The sequence below is a fragment of the Mesorhizobium sp. A556 genome, assembly GCF_054489545.1.
Genome location: NZ_JBTMXA010000004.1, coordinates 355,522 through 372,453 on the forward strand (window position 1 = coordinate 355,522; position 16,932 = coordinate 372,453).

The 16,932-nt window shown below is 61.5% G+C and carries 19 protein-coding genes and 1 pseudogene; 2 read left to right on the forward strand and 18 right to left on the reverse strand.

Annotated features, from left to right (window positions below; translation table 11 throughout):
• Window positions 1–57: 57 nt before the first annotated feature.
• The 8 genes from pqqE to ACX3P0_RS12090 form a co-directional block, all read right to left on the reverse strand.
• Complete coding sequence (gene pqqE, locus ACX3P0_RS12055) at window positions 58–1,179, reverse strand: pyrroloquinoline quinone biosynthesis protein PqqE (RefSeq protein ID WP_459077639.1); 1,122 nt, start codon at window positions 1,177–1,179, stop codon at window positions 58–60.
• Window positions 1,176–1,472 carry a pyrroloquinoline quinone biosynthesis peptide chaperone PqqD gene (gene pqqD / locus ACX3P0_RS12060; RefSeq protein ID WP_459077640.1) on the reverse strand — a complete coding sequence of 99 codons (297 nt, stop codon included), beginning with the start codon at window positions 1,470–1,472 and terminating at the stop codon, window positions 1,176–1,178. Before pqqD ends, pqqE begins: the two co-directional genes overlap by 4 nt.
• The gene (pqqC, locus tag ACX3P0_RS12065; protein ID WP_459088723.1) at window positions 1,469–2,227 is read right to left on the reverse strand and encodes a pyrroloquinoline-quinone synthase PqqC; all 759 of its coding nucleotides are present in this window, start codon (window positions 2,225–2,227) and stop codon (window positions 1,469–1,471) included. The genes pqqD and pqqC overlap by 4 nt, the downstream gene beginning before the upstream one ends.
• Window positions 2,224–3,162 carry a pyrroloquinoline quinone biosynthesis protein PqqB gene (pqqB, locus tag ACX3P0_RS12070; protein WP_459088725.1) on the reverse strand — a complete coding sequence of 313 codons (939 nt, stop codon included), beginning with the start codon at window positions 3,160–3,162 and terminating at the stop codon, window positions 2,224–2,226. Before pqqB ends, pqqC begins: the two co-directional genes overlap by 4 nt.
• A gap of 484 nt (window positions 3,163–3,646) precedes the next feature.
• A complete protein-coding gene (locus ACX3P0_RS12075; RefSeq protein ID WP_459077643.1) occupies window positions 3,647–4,216 on the reverse strand; it encodes a PQQ-dependent catabolism-associated CXXCW motif protein in 570 nt (189 codons plus the stop codon).
• Between the two features lie 26 nt (window positions 4,217–4,242).
• Window positions 4,243–5,130 (reverse strand): quinoprotein dehydrogenase-associated putative ABC transporter substrate-binding protein, encoded by an 888-nt coding sequence (locus ACX3P0_RS12080; protein ID WP_459088727.1) that lies wholly within the window; start codon window positions 5,128–5,130, stop codon window positions 4,243–4,245.
• Window position 5,131: 1 nt separating this feature from the next.
• Complete coding sequence (locus ACX3P0_RS12085; RefSeq protein WP_459077645.1) at window positions 5,132–5,659, reverse strand: c-type cytochrome, methanol metabolism-related; 528 nt, start codon at window positions 5,657–5,659, stop codon at window positions 5,132–5,134.
• A gap of 178 nt (window positions 5,660–5,837) precedes the next feature.
• Window positions 5,838–7,757 (reverse strand): methanol/ethanol family PQQ-dependent dehydrogenase, encoded by a 1,920-nt coding sequence (locus ACX3P0_RS12090; RefSeq protein ID WP_459088729.1) that lies wholly within the window; start codon window positions 7,755–7,757, stop codon window positions 5,838–5,840.
• 690 nt (window positions 7,758–8,447) lie between these two features.
• Between ACX3P0_RS12090 and ACX3P0_RS12095 the strand changes: the two genes are divergently transcribed.
• On the forward strand, window positions 8,448–8,798 hold the full coding sequence (locus ACX3P0_RS12095; RefSeq protein WP_459077910.1) for a hypothetical protein: 351 nt from the start codon (window positions 8,448–8,450) through the stop codon (window positions 8,796–8,798).
• A gap of 51 nt (window positions 8,799–8,849) precedes the next feature.
• On the opposite strand, the gene ACX3P0_RS12100 is transcribed toward ACX3P0_RS12095, so the two are convergent.
• From ACX3P0_RS12100 to ACX3P0_RS12125, 6 genes are all read right to left on the reverse strand, one after another.
• Window positions 8,850–9,710, reverse strand: a complete 861-nt coding sequence (locus ACX3P0_RS12100) for a quinoprotein dehydrogenase-associated SoxYZ-like carrier (RefSeq protein ID WP_459088731.1) — start codon at window positions 9,708–9,710, stop codon at window positions 8,850–8,852.
• A 100-nt stretch (window positions 9,711–9,810) separates the two neighbouring features.
• The gene (locus ACX3P0_RS12105; RefSeq protein WP_459088733.1) at window positions 9,811–10,683 is read right to left on the reverse strand and encodes a quinoprotein relay system zinc metallohydrolase 2; all 873 of its coding nucleotides are present in this window, start codon (window positions 10,681–10,683) and stop codon (window positions 9,811–9,813) included.
• 125 nt (window positions 10,684–10,808) lie between these two features.
• Window positions 10,809–11,549, reverse strand: coding sequence for an ABC transporter ATP-binding protein (locus ACX3P0_RS12110; protein ID WP_459088735.1), 741 nt, complete (start codon window positions 11,547–11,549; stop codon window positions 10,809–10,811).
• Complete coding sequence (locus ACX3P0_RS12115) at window positions 11,518–12,342, reverse strand: ABC transporter permease (RefSeq protein ID WP_459077648.1); 825 nt, start codon at window positions 12,340–12,342, stop codon at window positions 11,518–11,520. The genes ACX3P0_RS12110 and ACX3P0_RS12115 overlap by 32 nt, the downstream gene beginning before the upstream one ends.
• Complete coding sequence (locus ACX3P0_RS12120; RefSeq protein WP_459077649.1) at window positions 12,339–13,331, reverse strand: ABC transporter substrate-binding protein; 993 nt, start codon at window positions 13,329–13,331, stop codon at window positions 12,339–12,341. Before ACX3P0_RS12120 ends, ACX3P0_RS12115 begins: the two co-directional genes overlap by 4 nt.
• Before the next feature lie 44 nt (window positions 13,332–13,375).
• Window positions 13,376–13,585 (reverse strand): hypothetical protein, encoded by a 210-nt coding sequence (locus ACX3P0_RS12125; protein ID WP_459077650.1) that lies wholly within the window; start codon window positions 13,583–13,585, stop codon window positions 13,376–13,378.
• Between the two features lie 304 nt (window positions 13,586–13,889).
• Here ACX3P0_RS12125 and ACX3P0_RS12130 point away from each other — a divergent pair, with 304 nt between their 5' ends.
• Entirely contained in the window at window positions 13,890–14,270 is a 381-nt protein-coding gene (locus tag ACX3P0_RS12130; protein ID WP_459077651.1) for a c-type cytochrome, read from the forward strand.
• A gap of 81 nt (window positions 14,271–14,351) precedes the next feature.
• On the opposite strand, the gene ACX3P0_RS12135 is transcribed toward ACX3P0_RS12130, so the two are convergent.
• The 4 genes and pseudogenes from ACX3P0_RS12135 to ACX3P0_RS12150 all read right to left on the reverse strand — a co-directional run.
• A complete protein-coding gene (locus ACX3P0_RS12135) occupies window positions 14,352–14,978 on the reverse strand; it encodes a hypothetical protein (RefSeq protein ID WP_459077652.1) in 627 nt (208 codons plus the stop codon).
• Window positions 14,978–15,838 carry an ABC transporter permease gene (locus ACX3P0_RS12140; protein WP_459088761.1) on the reverse strand — a complete coding sequence of 287 codons (861 nt, stop codon included), beginning with the start codon at window positions 15,836–15,838 and terminating at the stop codon, window positions 14,978–14,980. Before ACX3P0_RS12140 ends, ACX3P0_RS12135 begins: the two co-directional genes overlap by 1 nt.
• 26 nt (window positions 15,839–15,864) lie before the next feature.
• Window positions 15,865–16,641, reverse strand: a complete 777-nt coding sequence (locus ACX3P0_RS12145) for an ATP-binding cassette domain-containing protein (RefSeq protein ID WP_459088737.1) — start codon at window positions 16,639–16,641, stop codon at window positions 15,865–15,867.
• 79 nt (window positions 16,642–16,720) lie between these two features.
• A pseudogene (locus ACX3P0_RS12150) lies at window positions 16,721–16,932 on the reverse strand (hypothetical protein); the annotation flags it as partial.

Sequence of the window (16,932 nt, forward strand, 5' to 3'; positions counted from 1 at the left end):
TCGCGTTCTTTGTAGCTGGGTGACACCCGGCTACCGGCTACGCATTTCTATCTGGATTCAGACGGGCTCCGTCGCGGCGGTTATGCGCCGATAGACGAAGGGTTCGTTGGCCGCCGCCGCCTGGGCGTTGCGTTGCGCCTCATCGACAAGGGCCGCCATGCGGGCATGGATCGGCGATTTGATGCAGGCCGGGTCGGTCGCGGCGGCATCGCCGGCAATCGCCATCGCCTGGCATCGGCAGCCGCCGAAATCGATGTCGCGCCGCTCGCATGTCCGGCACGGTTCCTGCATCCAGTCGGTGCCGCGAAAGGCGTTGAACGCCGGCGAGTCCGTCCATATCTGCGCCAGCGGGCGGTCGCCGAAGCGCTCGAAATGCAGCGAGGGAATCGTATGCGCGGCGTGGCAGGGCAGCACGGTGCCGTTCGGCGCGACCATGAAGGCGTCGCGCGCCCAGCCGCCCATGCACGGCTTCGGGTACATGGCGAAATAGTCCGGCGTGACGAAATCGATGGTCATGATGCCGGCATATTTTTCACGCGCTGCCTCGACGAAATCGGCCTGCCGATAGACCGCGTCGCGGTCTGGCATCAACGCGTCGCGGTTCGTCAGCGCCCAGCCGGCATATTGCACATTGGCGATTTCGATCCGCTCCGCGTCCAGCGACAGGGCAAGCTCGATAAACTCCGGCACTTCCTCGATATTGTGACGGTGGATCGGCGCATTGATGGTGAGCGGCAGGCCGGCGGCGCGGGCGCGCCGCGCCGTCTCCAGTTTCTTCTCGTGGCTGCCGCGCTGGTGGCTGATGAGCGCCGTGGTTTCCGGCCGCGCGCCCTGAAAGCTCAGTTGCAGATGGTCGAGCCCCGCATCCGCAAACGCTTCGATGCGGCCGGCGGCGATGCCGACGCCGGCGGTGATGAGATTGGTGTAGACGCCGCGTGCCGACAGCGTTGCAATCATCTGTTCGAGATCGCGGCGCAAGGTCGGCTCGCCGCCCGACAGATGCACTTGCAGTACGCCAAGGTCCGCCGCCTGCCCGAACAGGTCGAGCCAGCCTTGCGTGTCCATCTCGCGGTTGGCTTTCAAAAGCTCGACCGGGTTGGAGCAATAGGGACATTGCAGGGGACAACGATGGGTCAGTTCGGCCAGCATGCCGATCGGCGGGAGAAGGGGAGCGTTCATAGTGTCACCAGAAGCTTGTCGGACCATTCCTGCAGGAAGGCGGTGACGTCGTCCGATACGTCAGAGGCGTCGGCATTGTACTCCGTCGCGAGCGCGGCGATGATTTTTTCGACAGTCGCGTGCCCGTCACAGTGGCGCAGGATGTCGAGGCTGATATCGTTCGGCCAAAAAACCTTTTCCGGCGACAGCACCGCAAAAGCCTGCCGCACCGGATCGTACTGGATGCGCACATGTTTTGGCAGCGCCGGCACGGACGCCAGCGAAATCAGCGCCCGTTCCCGCAGCGCGGTCACCGTACGTCTCCCGGCCGAAAAGCACCGGGCGGGATGTTCCCGCCCTCGCCATAGGCATGCTGGAGCGCGTCGAGCATCGCCCACAGGAGCGAGCATTTGAAGTCCAGCGCGTCGATTGCCTGCTGCTGGCGCTGCGGCGTGTCGGCATGCTCGAGCACATAGGCCAGCGCGAATTCGGAATCGCGCGCCGCCTGTTCGGGCCGCCGCGTGAAATAGGAAAGCGTGTCCTCGGTCACATAGTCGTATCTTTTTAGCATCGCCGGAACGCGCTCGTTGATGATGACCGGCGAGAACAACTCGGTCAGCGACGAGGCGACCGCCTCGAACAGCGTGCGGTTGGTGCAAAACGACAGATAGGCGCCGACGGCGAAGCGCGTGGCCGGCAAGGCCAGCCGCTCGCTTTTCACGTCCTCGGCGTCGAGGCCGAGCGAGGTCGCCAGATGCAACCAGCGTGCGATGCCGCCGCTCCAGCCGTCCTCGCCGTCATGGTCCTCGATCCGCTTGCGCCAGGCAGCGCGAAAGGCCGGGTCCTCGGCGCGGGCGAGGATCATCGCATCCTTGCGCGGGATGACAGCCTGGTAACAGTAGCGGTTGAGCGCCCATGCCTGAAGCTCGGTCTTCGACAGGTCGCCGCTGGTCATGCGGTGATGGTAGGGGTGGCGGTTGTGATAGCGCTCCGTGCCCACCTGATGCAGAACGTCCTGCAATTCGGCGCGCGACAGGCCGCCTTTGGCCGCATCATGGAAATCAGTCACAGTTCTATCTCCATGCCGTCATGGCCGACTTCCCACCCCGCCGCCTTGACGATGGCGTGTTCGGCCGAATTCTCGTCGAGCACCGGATTGGTGTTGTTGATGTGGACGAAGATGCGCCGGCCGATTTCGACGCCGGCCAGCCCGGCAAGCGAGCCGGTGTCGCCCGTCATGGCGATATGCCCCATGCGCGCGCCGGTCTTGTGGCCGACGCCGGCGGTGATCATTTCGTCGTCGGTGAAGACGGTGCCGTCGAATAGGACACAGGCGGCGCCGGTGAGGCGGCTCCGCAGGGCGGCGTCGATGCGGGCGCAGGCGGGAATGTAGAACAGTGCTGCTTTGCCGTCATCGGGGCGGATGCGCACCCCGATCGTATCGCCGGCGTCGGAACTGAAATCGGCCTGCGGGTGGCTGCTGTCTTCCAGGAAGAGCGCGACTTTCCCGCTCACCGAAAAGCTTTCGATGGTCACGCCGGTTGGCGCACCCTTCGCGTCACAGACCGCCAGTTCGCCTGCCTGCGGAAGCAGGCGCCGGGGCACAACCGAAGGGTCGAGCACGTTGAAGATGCTGTTATCGCGCAAGGTCGCGAGAACTTGCCTTGTCGCGTAGAGGGCGAAAGGTTGGCGCTCACGCAGGCTGAGCAGGCCGGCGATGTGATCGACATCGGCATTGGTCAGCACCACGGCGCGGATCGGCGTCGAGCGCAGCGGCGCATTGGCGGCCGGTTGCAGTTCGGGCGTCTGCGCGATCTGCTGATTGATGTCAGGGGAGGCGTTGAACAGCACCCAGCCAAGACCGTCGCTCGACGCAGCGAGGCTCGATTGCGTACGCCGTTGCATGCCGGTCTGCTCCGCCCGTGCGCCCTTGCTCAGTCGGTAATTGCAATTCCATTGCGGAAAACCGCCACCTGCGGCGGATCCAATAATCTTAAAGCGCATGACAATGCCCGGCCCGCAAAAACCCCGGCCGAAAAGTCCCCGACCGAAACATCCCTGCCAGAAAAATCCCTGCCAGAAAAATCCCTGCCAGAAAAACCACTGAATGCCGGGACAGGTTGCAGGCGCAACAAGACAACTCCCGTGCGATGCACGTCAAAAGCCCGCTCACAAATTCGCCCGCAAGGTAGTGCGTGCCTCTGTCGCCAGAGGCACGCACCTGCGCGGCCTACTTCTTGGGAGTGATTTCAGCCGGCATATACCGCGAAATTTCAAAGCCAGCGGCAACCTGGCACATGGTCGGTTTCGTCCAGTTCTTCTTCATGGTCTTTCTCCTTCTACCAGCCTCAAGGCCGATTTCTGTTACGCGTCCGTTGCCGGGCACTGACAGGCAACGGACGGTCCATCAAAAACTGAAAATGGACAAATGAATTGGCAGGTCCTTGAAATTCGAAAACGTCATTTGGAAAGCACTTTCGTCCGCATTTTAGTTTCGTTGCACATAGGGCGTGTTCTCCGCCAGCGGCAGGCCCGAACTTGCCCATCCATCCGCGCCGACTGGGTACCAGTGTACCGAGCGATACCCCAACGCGACGGCGCGCCTGGCCGCGTTCCACGACATCCAGCAATCGGTCATGCAGTAGAAGACGATCGGCCTGCTCTTGTCCGCGCCGGTAGTGGCTTCCAGGCCTTGCTGGAAATAGCTGCTCGCTTCCTGCGAGAGCGCGCCATAGCCGACATTGACCAGCCAGATGCTGCCCGGAATATCGTCCCTGACCTTGTCGCGCCAGATCGTGCCGGCCGGCAAATTGGCTGGCTTGGGCGCATGGGGCATGACATCGACGAACACCGCTTTCTTCCCTTGCCACAACGCTTGCGCCTGTTGGGTGGTAACGACTGTCGCACCGCGCAGCGTATCCGGTACCGGCGCCCGGTATTCGTCCATCCGGTAGTCGGCGGGCTCATCGACACCGCCGGCCCATACCGGTCCGCTCAAGCCCAGAAAACCCGCCGCAAGCAGCAAAATCGCTTCCTTTCCTGTTCCTGTCCGTTGCATTCCGGCCTCATCTTGTCCGGCCCCGTCTATTGGGTGATCGGTTTGTCTTGTTCGTCGATCAGCGGAACGTTGTAGTCGAGCAGGATCTTGTTGATCTCCTGCTGGTTCTCCCGGATCACCTTGTTGAGCGTCCGCTTCCATTCCTGGTCGGAGGGGCGCACGCCCATGGTGATGCGGTAGGCCATCCGGTTGGCGTCCTTTTCCTTCAGCAGCGGCACGATCGTCACGTCCTCGCCCATTGCCTTGGCGTAGTAGCCGGCCATTGGCCCCCACAGGACGGCGGCGGCGATCTTTTTTGCCGCCATGTCCTTATACATGCGCTCGGCCATGGATTCGGTGCTGCGGGTATCGACCGCCAGCGGATAGATCTTGGCGGTCCGCAGCGTCTTGTTGATGGCCATGTTGGCGGTCGGCGGCGTCCGTTCGACAACGCCCACCGTCTTGCCCATGAGCTTCTGGTCTTCAAGGGTTTCCACCCCTTCCAGATCGCCGCCCTTCGGATAGACCAGCACATAGGCAGAGCGATAATAGGCGTTGGTGTTCTGCACCAACTCGTCGCCTTGCGCGTAACCCATGATGATGTCGCATCGATGGGCGCCGAGCGTGTTTCGAACAAAGCCCATGATCGTCGGAAACCACGTATAGGCGACCGACTTGCGGCCGGTCTTGGCCGCGACCAGTTCGGCGAGCTTGTTTTCGAAACCCTCGCCGCTTTTATCCGTGAAAGGCATGTTGGACGGATCGGCGCAGACGCGCAGAATGTCCGTGTCGACCAGTTCGCCGGCTGCCCCAAGTCCCGCGCTCTGCGCCTGCGCGCCCGAGGGCAGCAGCGCAAGCGCTCCGGCAAAGGGCAGCACGATACGCCACATCTTCCACGTATCGAAACCGGCCATGGTCTTGCGGGCTGCGGTCATCTCAATTGGCCATGCACGCCGCTTCGGCATCCTTGGCTGCCTGCGACTTGTCCTCATGCTGGGGCGGCCTGCCGCGCGGCGCAGAACCGTCGGCGCGGGCGCGCAGATAGACGTAGATGTCGTCCATGTAGCAATAGACGTTCTTGTTGTCGCCAAAGGCCGGCATGACGCTTTCCTTGCCGCCGCCGACGTCGGTGCGTCCTGCGGCCACGATGGCCAGGAAGTTCGCGTAGTCGATGGTCTTGAGGGAGGTGGCGAGGGCCGGCGCGTAGCTTGACCCCATGCCGTCCTGTCCATGGCAGACATGGCAGTCGGAGTGGTAGCGACGGTAGCCGCTGAATGTGTACCAGTCGACCTTGCCGTCTTCTATCTTGTAGGTCGGGTTCCCGTCCGCATCGAAATACTTGCCGCCTTCCTCTTTGACGGCCTTAGCCTTTTCAGCCGTATCTTCGGCCTGCACGACACCTGATGAATAGATCAGGGGCAGAAGGGTCAGGGCCAGGGTCGACAGTGCAATGCGAACCTTCATTGTTCGATATTCCTTCATCTCGCAGCGATACAGCGCGCCAACAGGCAGCGACGTTGAAAGGTTTTACAGTTTATGCGGTGGACAGAGAGCCCGGAATCACGTGTCGATCCGGACCCCCGTTTCCATGCAGGGCTCCCAACTCATACAAGGTGGGAGCCCTGGCGATGGTTCCCGTCAATCAGTCCGGAAGACCGAAGATGGTGATCTGGCCACCGAGAGCGGTATAGTCGGCAAGAGCCGCATAACCGCCGACCGCGCCAAGGCCTGCCGTTCCGACAACGGCACTTTCATCGCCTTGTGCCCGGCCCTGATCGACCGCGCCGTGCCAAGCAGCAGCGTTGTCGGGGGAGAGCAGTCCGCCTGCCAGACCGATACCGGCCCAGCCGCCGACGCCTGACAATACCGCGATGTACTGCTTGCCGTCATGAACGTAAGGCGTGACGTTGCCGATGATGCCCGATGGCGTCTTGAACTTGTAGAGTTCCTTGCCATCGAGATCGACCGCCTTGATGTAGCCTTCGAGCGTACCGTAGAAGACCACGTCGCCAGCCGTTGCCAGCGCGCCCGACCAGACCGAGAACTGCTCGGGCTTGGACCAGACGATCTTACCCTTGGCGGCATCCCAGGCAATGAAGTTGCCCATGTTGCCGTCGCCGCCGGGGGCAGGATACATCGACACGGTGGCGCCCACATAAGGCTGACCGGCGGTGTAGCTTACCTTGTAGGGCTCATAGTCCATGCAGACATGGTTGGTCGGCACGTAGAACAGCCCGGACTTCGGCGAATAGGCCGCAGGCTGCTGGTCCTTCGTACCAAGAGCGGCCGGGCAGATGCCCGCCGAGTTGGTGTCTTCACCGTTCTGCTGGGTCGAGTATTTCGGATCGACGAGCGGTCGGCCATAGGTCTCGCTCTTGGGATCCATGTCGACTTTGGTCGCCCAGTTCACCGTCGGATCGTATTTCTCGGCAACGAGCAGATCGCCGTTGGCGCGGTCCATAGTGTAGGCGAAGCCGTTGCGGTCGAAGTGGACCAGAACGTCATGCTTGGCGCCGTTCACCTCCATGCCGTCGACGAGGATCATCTCGTTGACGCCGTCATAATCCCATTCGTCATGCGGGGTCATCTGGTAGAGCCACTTGGCTTCACCGGTATCCGCATCGCGGGCCATGATGGTCATCGACCATTTGTTGTCGCCGGGGCGCTGCACCGGGTTCCAGGTCGAGGGGTTGCCGGTACCGTAATAGACCAGGTTCAGCTTGGGGTCGTAGGAGAACCAGCCCCAGGTCGTGCCGCCGCCGGTCTTCCACTGCTCGCCTTCCCAGGTCTTGGTGCTGGATTCCGCACCAACGGGCTTGCCGAGCTCAGTCGTCTTTTCCGGATCGATCAGCGTTTCGGAGTCAGGACCGGTGGAATAGGCTCTCCAGGCCAGCGATCCGTCCTTCAGATTGTAGGCGGCCAGCGAGCCGCGAACGCCGAATTCAGCGCCCGATATGCCGATAAGGACCTTGTCCTTGACCACCACCGGTGCGGCCGTACCGGATTCGCCCTTGCCGCCATCGGTCTGATCGCCATTCTTGACCGACCAGACTTGCTTGCCGGTCTTGGCATCGATCGCCACGACAGTTGTGTCCGCCTGGTTGAGCAGGATCAATGCTGCATGGTCGTCTGCGGCGGGCGCATAAGCCACGCCACGGTTGACGGTATCGCAGCACATGATCGGAATGACATTCGGATCCTGCTTGGGCTCGTACTTCCACAGGATCTTGCCGTCATTGTTCAGATCCAGGGCATAGACGATGTTAGGGAAAGGCGTGTGAACATACATCACGTCGCCAATGATCAACGGCCCGCCTTCATGGCCGCGCAACACGCCGGTCGAGAAGCTCCATTTGACCTGGAGGTCCTTCACATTGTCCTTGGTAATCTGATCGAGTGGCGAATAACGGGTATTGGCGTAATCGCCCGTCTGCATCACCCAATCGTTCGGGTTCGCCGCCATTTTTGCCAACTCATCGTTGGCGGAGGCACTAAAGGAAACACCGCACGATAAAAACGCACTAGCGGCTAGTAGGTAGGTAGCTTTCTTGAGTACACGCATCGAAATCCTCCCTGGGTTCACAATGATGAATCGACCGTTGTGCCCACGAGGGCTTGCCCAAGCGATTCATGTGGGGGAAGTATTTCCGGCAGCGTGTCACGATCCAAGCCAGACGAGCAGAGGGCACCGTTACTACCCACCTCGCTTGGCCTACGAAAGACATTCACCGCTCCCTAATGACGGTGAGGCCCTTGAAGCCGGAAACAGGGAAAGGCTATGCCAGATAGAAATGATAAGCAAGCACAAATCGACGCCGTTGGGTGCACTGCAATATATTAAATGATGCGGTGCAATATAAAGACTTAAATATCAAAGGAAACCCATTTCACAATATCGGATAGTCGATTTCATCAACGCTATGGATATCATTTCGGGAATCCTGTCGTGAAAGTGCGATAGAACGACCGGAGTTGCTTTGGATGAACTAGCAGGGCGGAAAATAGCGCTTATGCAACGCCATGCTTGGCTGCCGTCGGCAGGCAAGCCGCACAAGGCAACATTGCAGTCTGGGGATGAACGTTCCGGGTGCTGTTGCGGGAGACAGTCTTGGGCCACGCCGCAAATCCTGACCGTCCACGCCGCCTGATGTTATATGTTGCTCATTGGCGCTTGACTGATTTCAATGCGCGTTGCCAAACTGCCTGGATGGTCCGCCCGCACCCAGCGCTCGCTCAATCGGAGGATTCCAAAATGATCCGGTTACTCGCATTTTCAGCCGCATCGCTTCTTGCCGCGACGTTGACAGCCACCGGTCCCGCCAGCGCGGCGGGCGACTATCCAACGGCGACAGTGGCCGACTACGTGCTTGGCTGCATGCAAGTGAACGGCCAGACGCGCAAGGCGCTTGAAAGCTGCTCGTGCTCAATCGATGTGATTGCTTCGGTTCTTCCTTACCCACGCTACGAGAGGGCCGAAACCTTCAAAAGCATGTCCCTGACCACGGGCGAGAATGCGGGCCTGTTTCGCGAAAGCGCACCGGCCAAGGCGGCGCGAACGGAACTGAAGCGCGCGCAGGCAGAGGCCGACGTCCGCTGCTTTTAGCGCAATGCCGGGCTGGTCCGTTGGCTGCTACGCGAATGGCGGACCGTCAGATCAGAGTCCTGCCGCTTCCAGCGGCCATTGGTCGTGAAATACCTTGCCGTCCGTATCCACCGCCTCGACATTGAGTTTATCCGTGCCTTGCGCCGAAAAGTCGAAGCGGAAATTGGGGTCTTCGGAGATCGAAATCCCGCCCTCCATCGACAGGATCGGCCGGTCACCCTGCGAAATCGCCAGCTTCTGGATGAAATGGGCCGGGATGAAATACTGGGTGATCGGATCGCGCTGCAGCCCCGAATTATTCGGGTGCCGAATCATCAACTGAATATCCTCGCTTTTCGACATCGTGTCCTGAGGCGGAAACTGGCGCAGCTTCATCTTGCCCATCGTGGCGAGGGCCTTGTCCATGTTCTTCACCGCCGGCGCTGAGCATCCGCCCGATGCCTTGACGAAGGTTTGCGCCATGTGCAGTTCGCCGCTCGGCATTTCCGCAATGGCGCGTAGATAGGAATAATCGTTGACGCGCACGCGCGTCGAAATATGCGTCACGCCGGCACCCTTGCCGATCTCGATCGTCGCGGCCACTGGCGACGGGTTCGCGTCGATGATTAGGGTCAGGGACTTGATGCCCTCGGGCGCCTTGGTCGGATCGATGGTGATGTCGACCGGCACGATCGCGGCATCCTGCGCGCGTTTGGGCGCCTCGATCTTGACCAGGCCGGTATCCATCAGAATCGGCCGGTCGCCGAAGACGTCGCCTTTCATCCCGTTCCAGAGCTTTTCGGAGGAGACGGTTGTCTGCTGCGCGGTGGCCGGTCCGCTGAACCCCACAAGGCTACCCATTGCAATGCCAGCGGCGGCCAGAATAGCCAGCGGCAACGCGGGCCGGCGGCTTCGAGAAGCACGTTTTTCCATTTCGGTAGCCTCCACCGATGTTGTCGAGGTGGTGCCCAGGCAAGCGCTTATGATAGGCGCTCGCCGGGCCGTTGGCAAACGGTGAAGCTGGACGCGCGGATCATTCCCACTCTAGTTCGGCATAGGCCGCCGTTGCGTTGCGCTCGTTGTAATCGTCGAACAGCGCCCAGTGGCTTCGTTCGCTGCCTCCGGCCGTCTTGACCGCCTCGGCAAGCGGTGTTCCGTCGGCGATCGCCTTGCGGATGTCGCGGGCCAGGGTCTCGAAATAGCGTCGCTCGGCGGCAAGCGCCTGCGGCCACGCCGAAGGCGCCGGCCCATGACCCGGCACCACGCGCGCCGCCTTGATCGCGGCCAGTGCGTCCATCTGGCCAAGCCAGCCAAGCAGTGATCCATCCAGCGTCGGCAGCGAACCCACGAAGACGAGGTCGCCGGAAAACAGCGTACTGCTCGCGCTGTCGAGGACGGTCAGGTCGTTGTCGGTATGCGCCGCCTGCCAGGCCCGCAATTCCAGCATGCGCCCGCCAAGATCGAGCTGCAGCCGATCTTCGACAAGCAACGTCGGCGGCACGATCTCGACGCCTTGCATCAGGGCGTCGCCGACCTGTTCGCGAAAACTTTGCAGATAGAATGCGCCTCGGGCGTCAAGCGCGCGCGGCAGATTGTGATGGCCGACGATCGTCGCACCGATCGCCTTGAACGCGGCGTTACCGAAAATATGGTCCGGGTGCATATGGGTGTTGACCAGATAGCGGATCGGCTTGTCGGTTATTTTAGCGATTGCCGCGAGAAGGGCTTCGGCTTCGACTAGGCTGCCGCCGCTATCGATCACGGCTATCGCGTCCGCGCCGACGATGAAGCCCAGATTGGCAATCGCGCCAGCGTTTTCAGCGGCCATCAGTTCATCGACACCCTGCAGGGCGAAAACGCCCTCGGCTATTTTTTTCGCCGAGAATTCGGCGGTGCCAGCCGCCATGGCCATTCGCCCAAGGCAGCATGGCAGCAGCGCAGCACTTGCCGAGACGCAGGCGAAGCCTTGCATCAATCGGCGGCGCATCGGGTCGACCGACCTCTCAAAGTCGTTCTTTTGTCGGCGCGCCATCATTGCCCATCCGGGAATTTCGCATGAAACGACCGCAACAGGTCGCTCATCACCTGCGGATTGCGATTTTCACGCGGCAATCGCACGTCGAACACGCCCAGTACATGCGCCGGCCGCGCCGACAGAACGATGATCCGATCCGACAGCATCAGCGCCTCGCGCAGATTATGCGTCACCATCAGGGCGGTCGTCGGCCGCGCCGACCAGACGGTCATCAGTAGATGACGCAGCCGTTGCGCCGTGTGTTCGTCAAGCGAGACGAAAGGCTCGTCCAGGAAAAGGATGGCCGGTTCGGTGGCGAAGGCGCGGGCGAGCGCCACCCGTCGCGCCATGCCGAGCGACAGCTCGGACGGGTACAGCGATTGCATGCCGGCGAGGCCCAGGCTCTTGAACAGCCCGTCGAGGTTCTTGTCTCTCAGGCTCTTGGGCAGCGCCAGCCTGACATTCTGCTCGACCGAGCGCCACGGCAACAGGGTCGGCTCCTGGAATACCGCGGCAATACGGTTGGTGCCGCCCTGCGGCAACTGGATGGTTCCGGAAAATTCCTTGTCGAGCCCAAGCAGGATACGCAGCGTCGTGGTCTTGCCGCAGCCGGACGGGCCGAGCAGGCAGGCGAATTCGCCCTGCCTCACCTTGAAGGAAAGGTCTTTCAACGCAGCGACGCTGACGCCGTGCGCGGACCGGAAGGTCTTTTCGGCAATCTCGACCCTAAGCGGGACGGCGGCGCCAATGGGTTGCATGTCGTTCAATAGGCTGCACCACGAGAAGTTCGATAACGAGCATGATTGCCACGAAGGCCAGCGCATAGGCCAGGATGGCGGCGACGTCGAAGAGCTGGAAATAGAGGTATATCTGGAAGCCGACGCCGTTGGAGCGGCCAAGCAGTTCGACCACGAGCACGATCTTCCAGATCAGCGCGATGCCGGATCGCGAGGCCGCCGCCAGATAGGGCTGGAGTTGCGGCAATAGGATGTGGCGGATGCGGTCGATGCGGCTGAAGCGATAGACGGTGGCCATTTCGGCATAGCTGCGCTCCAGCGCCCGGGCTCCTTCGCGCATGGTCACAACGACCGTCGGGATCTTGTTGACCGCGACTGCGCCGATCGCCGCAACCTCGTTGAGGCCGAACCAGATATAGGCGAGCACAATGACTACAAGAGCGGGAATGTTGAGAAACAGGATGACCCAGGGATTGAAAAAGCGATCCGCGCCCCGATGCATGCCAAGAAAAACGCCGATCACCGAGCCAATGACCATGGCGACGACGTAAGCGGCGGCAACCCGTGCCAAGGTCACGCTGAGATGAAAGGCGAGATCGCCGCTTGCGGCCTCGCGCAGCAACACCTGCCATACCTGCCCCGGCGATGGGAACGCCCGGCTTGGCCATAGACCGGCCATGACGCTCCACAGCAGGCCGAGGCCAAGCAGCGAAACCGCCACCGTCAACGCGGGCATCAGGGCCGCCGCCGGATGCCGCTTCGCATGGGCAATTGGCGAACCGCCTCCGCCATGATCCGTTTCGGGCAGCTTCATCCGTCGAGTTCCGGCCAGAAAGTGCCCGGCATCATTTCGGGCGACGGCCCAACCAGTTTTTCGCCGCCGATCTTGGCCAGGACGCGATAGAGTGTGGCGGCATCGGCGGCCTCTTTTGCCACCGGCCGTCTGGGAATGCCCTGGCGATAGCGGTCGCGCAGCGTTTCCAGTACCTTGCCCTGTGCACGCACCATCGGGGCCAGACGCAGCCATTCCGCATCGGATTTAGCCAACAGGTCCTTCGCCTGCGCGGACGCCTTGAGGAAGCTCTTGACGGCGGCGACATTGGCGCTCGCCCATTTGTCGTGGAAAACATAGCCCAGCGCCGATACCGGGCCTGAAGCGCCGAGCGCGCCAGCAGCATCGTCGGCCCCGACCAGGCGGCGAAAGCCGTTGGCTTCGAGCCGGGCGCAGAAATGCCAGAAATTCAGCACCGCATCGAGTTCGCCCTGCATCGCCTTTTCCGAAATCAAAGGCGGTGCGCCGAAGACGACTTCACAGGCGCTGGTCAGGTCCATGCCATGATCGCGCCGGGCCAGCGCCTGGATCAGGAGCCAGCTCTTGTCGAGCGGACCGCCGGCGACGCCGATCTTTTTCCCCGCAAGGTCGGGAATGGCGCGGATCGGCGACGCGTCCTGGACCATGATGGCGCCGACAGCCGTCGAGTAAGGGGCGAGCGTCAGGTCTTCTCCTTCCGATCGCAGCCGCGACACCCATAGCCAGTCGGAGACGATGATGTCGGTGGCGCCCGCCAGCAGGGCGACATTGGTTGCGTCTTCTCCGGCGAAATAGGTGATCTCGAGGTCGATACCGTTGGCGGTATCGAAGACGTGCTGTTTCAGCGTGTCGAGTTCCCAACTCACGGTTCCGAATTTCAGCACGCCGATCCGTATCGGCGGCGCCGCGATAGACGCGGCGGGCCTGGCGACCAGGGCCGTGGCCGTCGTTAAGGCGGCAATGCCAAGTACCGCGCGTCGGGAAATATTCATGCCTTTCCTTCCGGTCCGCCCCGTTTCTTCCGGTCCGCCGATGATCAGATCGACCGCTCCTTGCTGGGGAAGGCGCAACGCCAGCGCATGACCTTCCTGGTCGGGTGCTGCTCTGACCATTTCGCGATTTCGCTCGGAGCCAGGAACATGCATTGCAGCAGCGAGCCCCGGCTCTCGAAATACAGGTGCTCCTCCCGGCAGTTGCTTGGGTTCGTGCTCAGGCAAACCGTCAGGATCAGGTCGATCATGTTCATTGCAGCACCTGCCACGCGTTCGAGGGCGCTTGTTTCGGCAATTTCGCTTCGGCAATTTCGCCGACTGTCAGTTCCCGAGGTGCCCGACGGGAAATGGAACCGCTTGAGGCTACGCGCTCGTCCAAAAAGCGTCAACAGGACGAAAGGCCGGGGGGCGGCTCGTTGCAGGTGCAAAATTCATATCCTGTTGACTTACCCGGCCCGGGGGTTAGCCTTTTGGCTTGAAGGTGCCGTCGCCCGGTCGTATCGAGGCATCGGCGTGTTCAATCGTCTAGGGCACCATGACGATCAGTGAGGAGATACCATGCGCGCGTTAGTGTTTTTTGCTGCCTTGTCCGCAGCGGTCGGAATTGCCGGGCAAGCCCAGGCCCAGGATGCCGCGGCGGGTGAGAAGGTCTTTGCCAAGTGCAAGGCTTGCCATGTCGCCGATACGGACAAGAACAAGGTCGGGCCGTCCCTGAACCACGTGATTGGGCGGGTGGCCGGCACCCATGAAGGGTTCAAATATTCCCCGGCCATGATCGAGGCTGGAAAATCCGGGACCAAATGGGATGACGCAACGCTGGCGACCTATCTTCACGACCCCAAGGCGGCGATCAAGGGCAACAAGATGGCTTTCGCTGGCCTCAAGAAGGACGAGGACGTAGCCAACGTCATCGCCTACCTGAAACAGTTTTCGAAGTAGCCGGCCCAAAAATAGCCGGCACAGAATGACAATCGGCCGTGCGTCTCGGCGGACGCATGGCCGATAGCCTCCCGGAGAAGGCTACTTCTTCGCCAGTATCTGCGCGATCGTCTTGTCCAGTTGGTAAAGCCGTTGCTCGATGATCGTCGGCACATCGCAGACATAGGTCAGCGATTGCACGCGCTCCTGGTAGATCCGGGTGGCAAAGGTCAGTTGATCGGTTTGCCGCTCGACGGCGTCGGGATTTGCATCGGGCTTTTCACGCAGCGCATCGACCGCTGACGAAGTCTTGCGCAACTGTGCCGCCATTTCGATCTGCTTGTGGGCATAACGGCTTATCCCGGTCATGACGTGAGAGCGCTCGGCGCTCATATGGTCGAACAGACCCTGCACGAGCATCGTCAGGCGCGGCTCACGCTGATCCGCCGGCAAGGCGCTTGCGAAGTCGCCGATTTTCTTCTCGGCTTCTTCAAGCGGCACGCGCCGCGCCGCCACCTCCTCCACCAAGGCTGAAACGCCGGCATCCTTCGCCCAGTCCTTCGCCGTCTCAGGCAGTTCCGGCCCGTTCCAGAACTGGCCGGGAGAAAGTTGCGGCACCTTGCGCTGGATGCAGGGCCAGTCGGGGTCGGCATTGGCCGCGCCGGCGTTTGCCGTCGTCAGGAACAGGGCAACCGCAATCAGGCCGCCGACATGAACGATCCGTGCCATCAGGCATTTCCTCCCGTGTCGTGTTTGCGGCTCATCAAGCCGCGTGAAGGGTCGTAGGCGACAATGGCGCCGCCAAGAAACAGCAGCATGCAGCCGGTAACCACGCCCAGCGATACCAGGTCAAGCTGACCGTAGAACGCAAACCGGATCAGTTCGACCGCATAGGTAAACGGATTGGCCAGGCAAATCTTGTAGAGCAGGGGGCTCGCCTCCTGAATTCGCCACAAGGGATAAAGTGCCGGAGAGGCGAAATAGGCCGGAAAGATCACGAAATTCATGATGCCGGCGAAATTCTCGAGTTGTTTTATCATCGAAGACAAAAGCAGCCCGAGCGCGCACAGCATCGTGCCGGACAGGAACAGCGCCGGCAGGATGAACAGATAGCCGAGCGGCGGCCCCTTGACCCCCCAGAACCAGGCGACCAGCAGAAACGCGTAGACCTGCGCGATGGATACGGACACGCCTGCGAGCATCTTCGACACCAGCAGGAACCAGCGCGGAAACGGGCTGACCAGCAGCGTGCGCATATTGCCCATTTCGCGGTCGTAGACCATCGACAGCGACGACTGCATGCCGGCAAACAACAGGATCATGCCGCAAAGGCCTGGCGTGATGTAGACCTCGTAGAGAACATATGTCTTGTAGGGCGGGATGATCGACACGCCGAGCACCTGGCGGAATCCGGCGGCGAAAATGAACAGCCAGATCAGCGGCCGCACCAGCGAGGAGATGAAGCGCTCGCGTTGATGCAGGAAGCGCAGCAACTCACGCAGCACGATGCCCTTGAGGCAAATGAGATAGTGTTGCAGGCCGAACGGTTCGGACCGCACCGCGACCGCGTCGATGGCCTGTTCGGGCATTCCCGGCTTGCTTGTTCCTGGGTTGCTCATGGCATCAGTTCCGCTGGTTCGATCCCGCTGAGCTTTGAAAAGGCCGCGCGGATCGACCCGGCGCCGGTGGCGGCGACGACATCGGACATCTTGCCCTTGGCTACCAGCCTGCCTTGCCGCAACACCACGCCGTCGTCGCCGATCTCGACCTCGTCGATCAGATGCGTGGCCCACAAAACGCCGATCCCCTCGGTTTCGACAAGCTTGCGGATGGTGGCGAGAATGCCGGCGCGGGATTGAATGTCGAGCCCGACCGTCGCCTCGTCGAGCAGAAGCAGCGACGGGCGGTGCAGTAGGGCTCTGGCGATCTCGATGCGGCGCATCTGGCCGCCCGAAAGACTGCGCGCCTTGTCGTGCTGACGGCCTTGCATATCGACCGTTTCCAGCAGCGCCCCGATGCGCTGCCTGGCTTCGCGGCTGCCGATGCCATGCAGCGCGGCGTGGTAGGCGAGGTTCTGGTGGACGGTGAGATCGAGATCGAGCGTGCGCGCCTGGAAGACGATGCCGACACGCCGCAATGCTTCGCCGGAAGTGCGGCTGATGTCGTGGCCGAAGATACGGATCGAGCCTTGGCGGGTATCGTAAAGATGGCTGATCAGCGAGAACAGCGTGGTCTTGCCGGCCCCGTTGAGGCCCAGAAGGACGGTAAAAGTCGCCGGGGCGATCGAGAAAGAGACGGCGTCGAGCGCTTGCTTCTGGCCATAAAAATGGCTGACGGCGGCAACCTCGAGTGCTGCCGTCACGCCTTCTCCTTGTGTCCTCACATGCTGCACGCGGTTGTTCCTTATGGCGCGATGCGCACTATGACGCCTTCCGATGAAACCGTCATAGCCTGACCGTCTCCGGCCAGCGTCACTTGATCGTGATCTTTCCCGACATACCCTTGTCCTTCAGATCGGGGATCGACCAGCTGTATTCGCCCGGGCGCACGGTGTGGAACTGTACCAGGATCGTGCCGGTATCGTCGAATTCCAGCCAGGCCGGCGCGCCCGCCATATGCACTTCCAGATCGTCGATGACGATCTGGTCCATCCACACATTGCGGAACAGATCGGTGACGAACT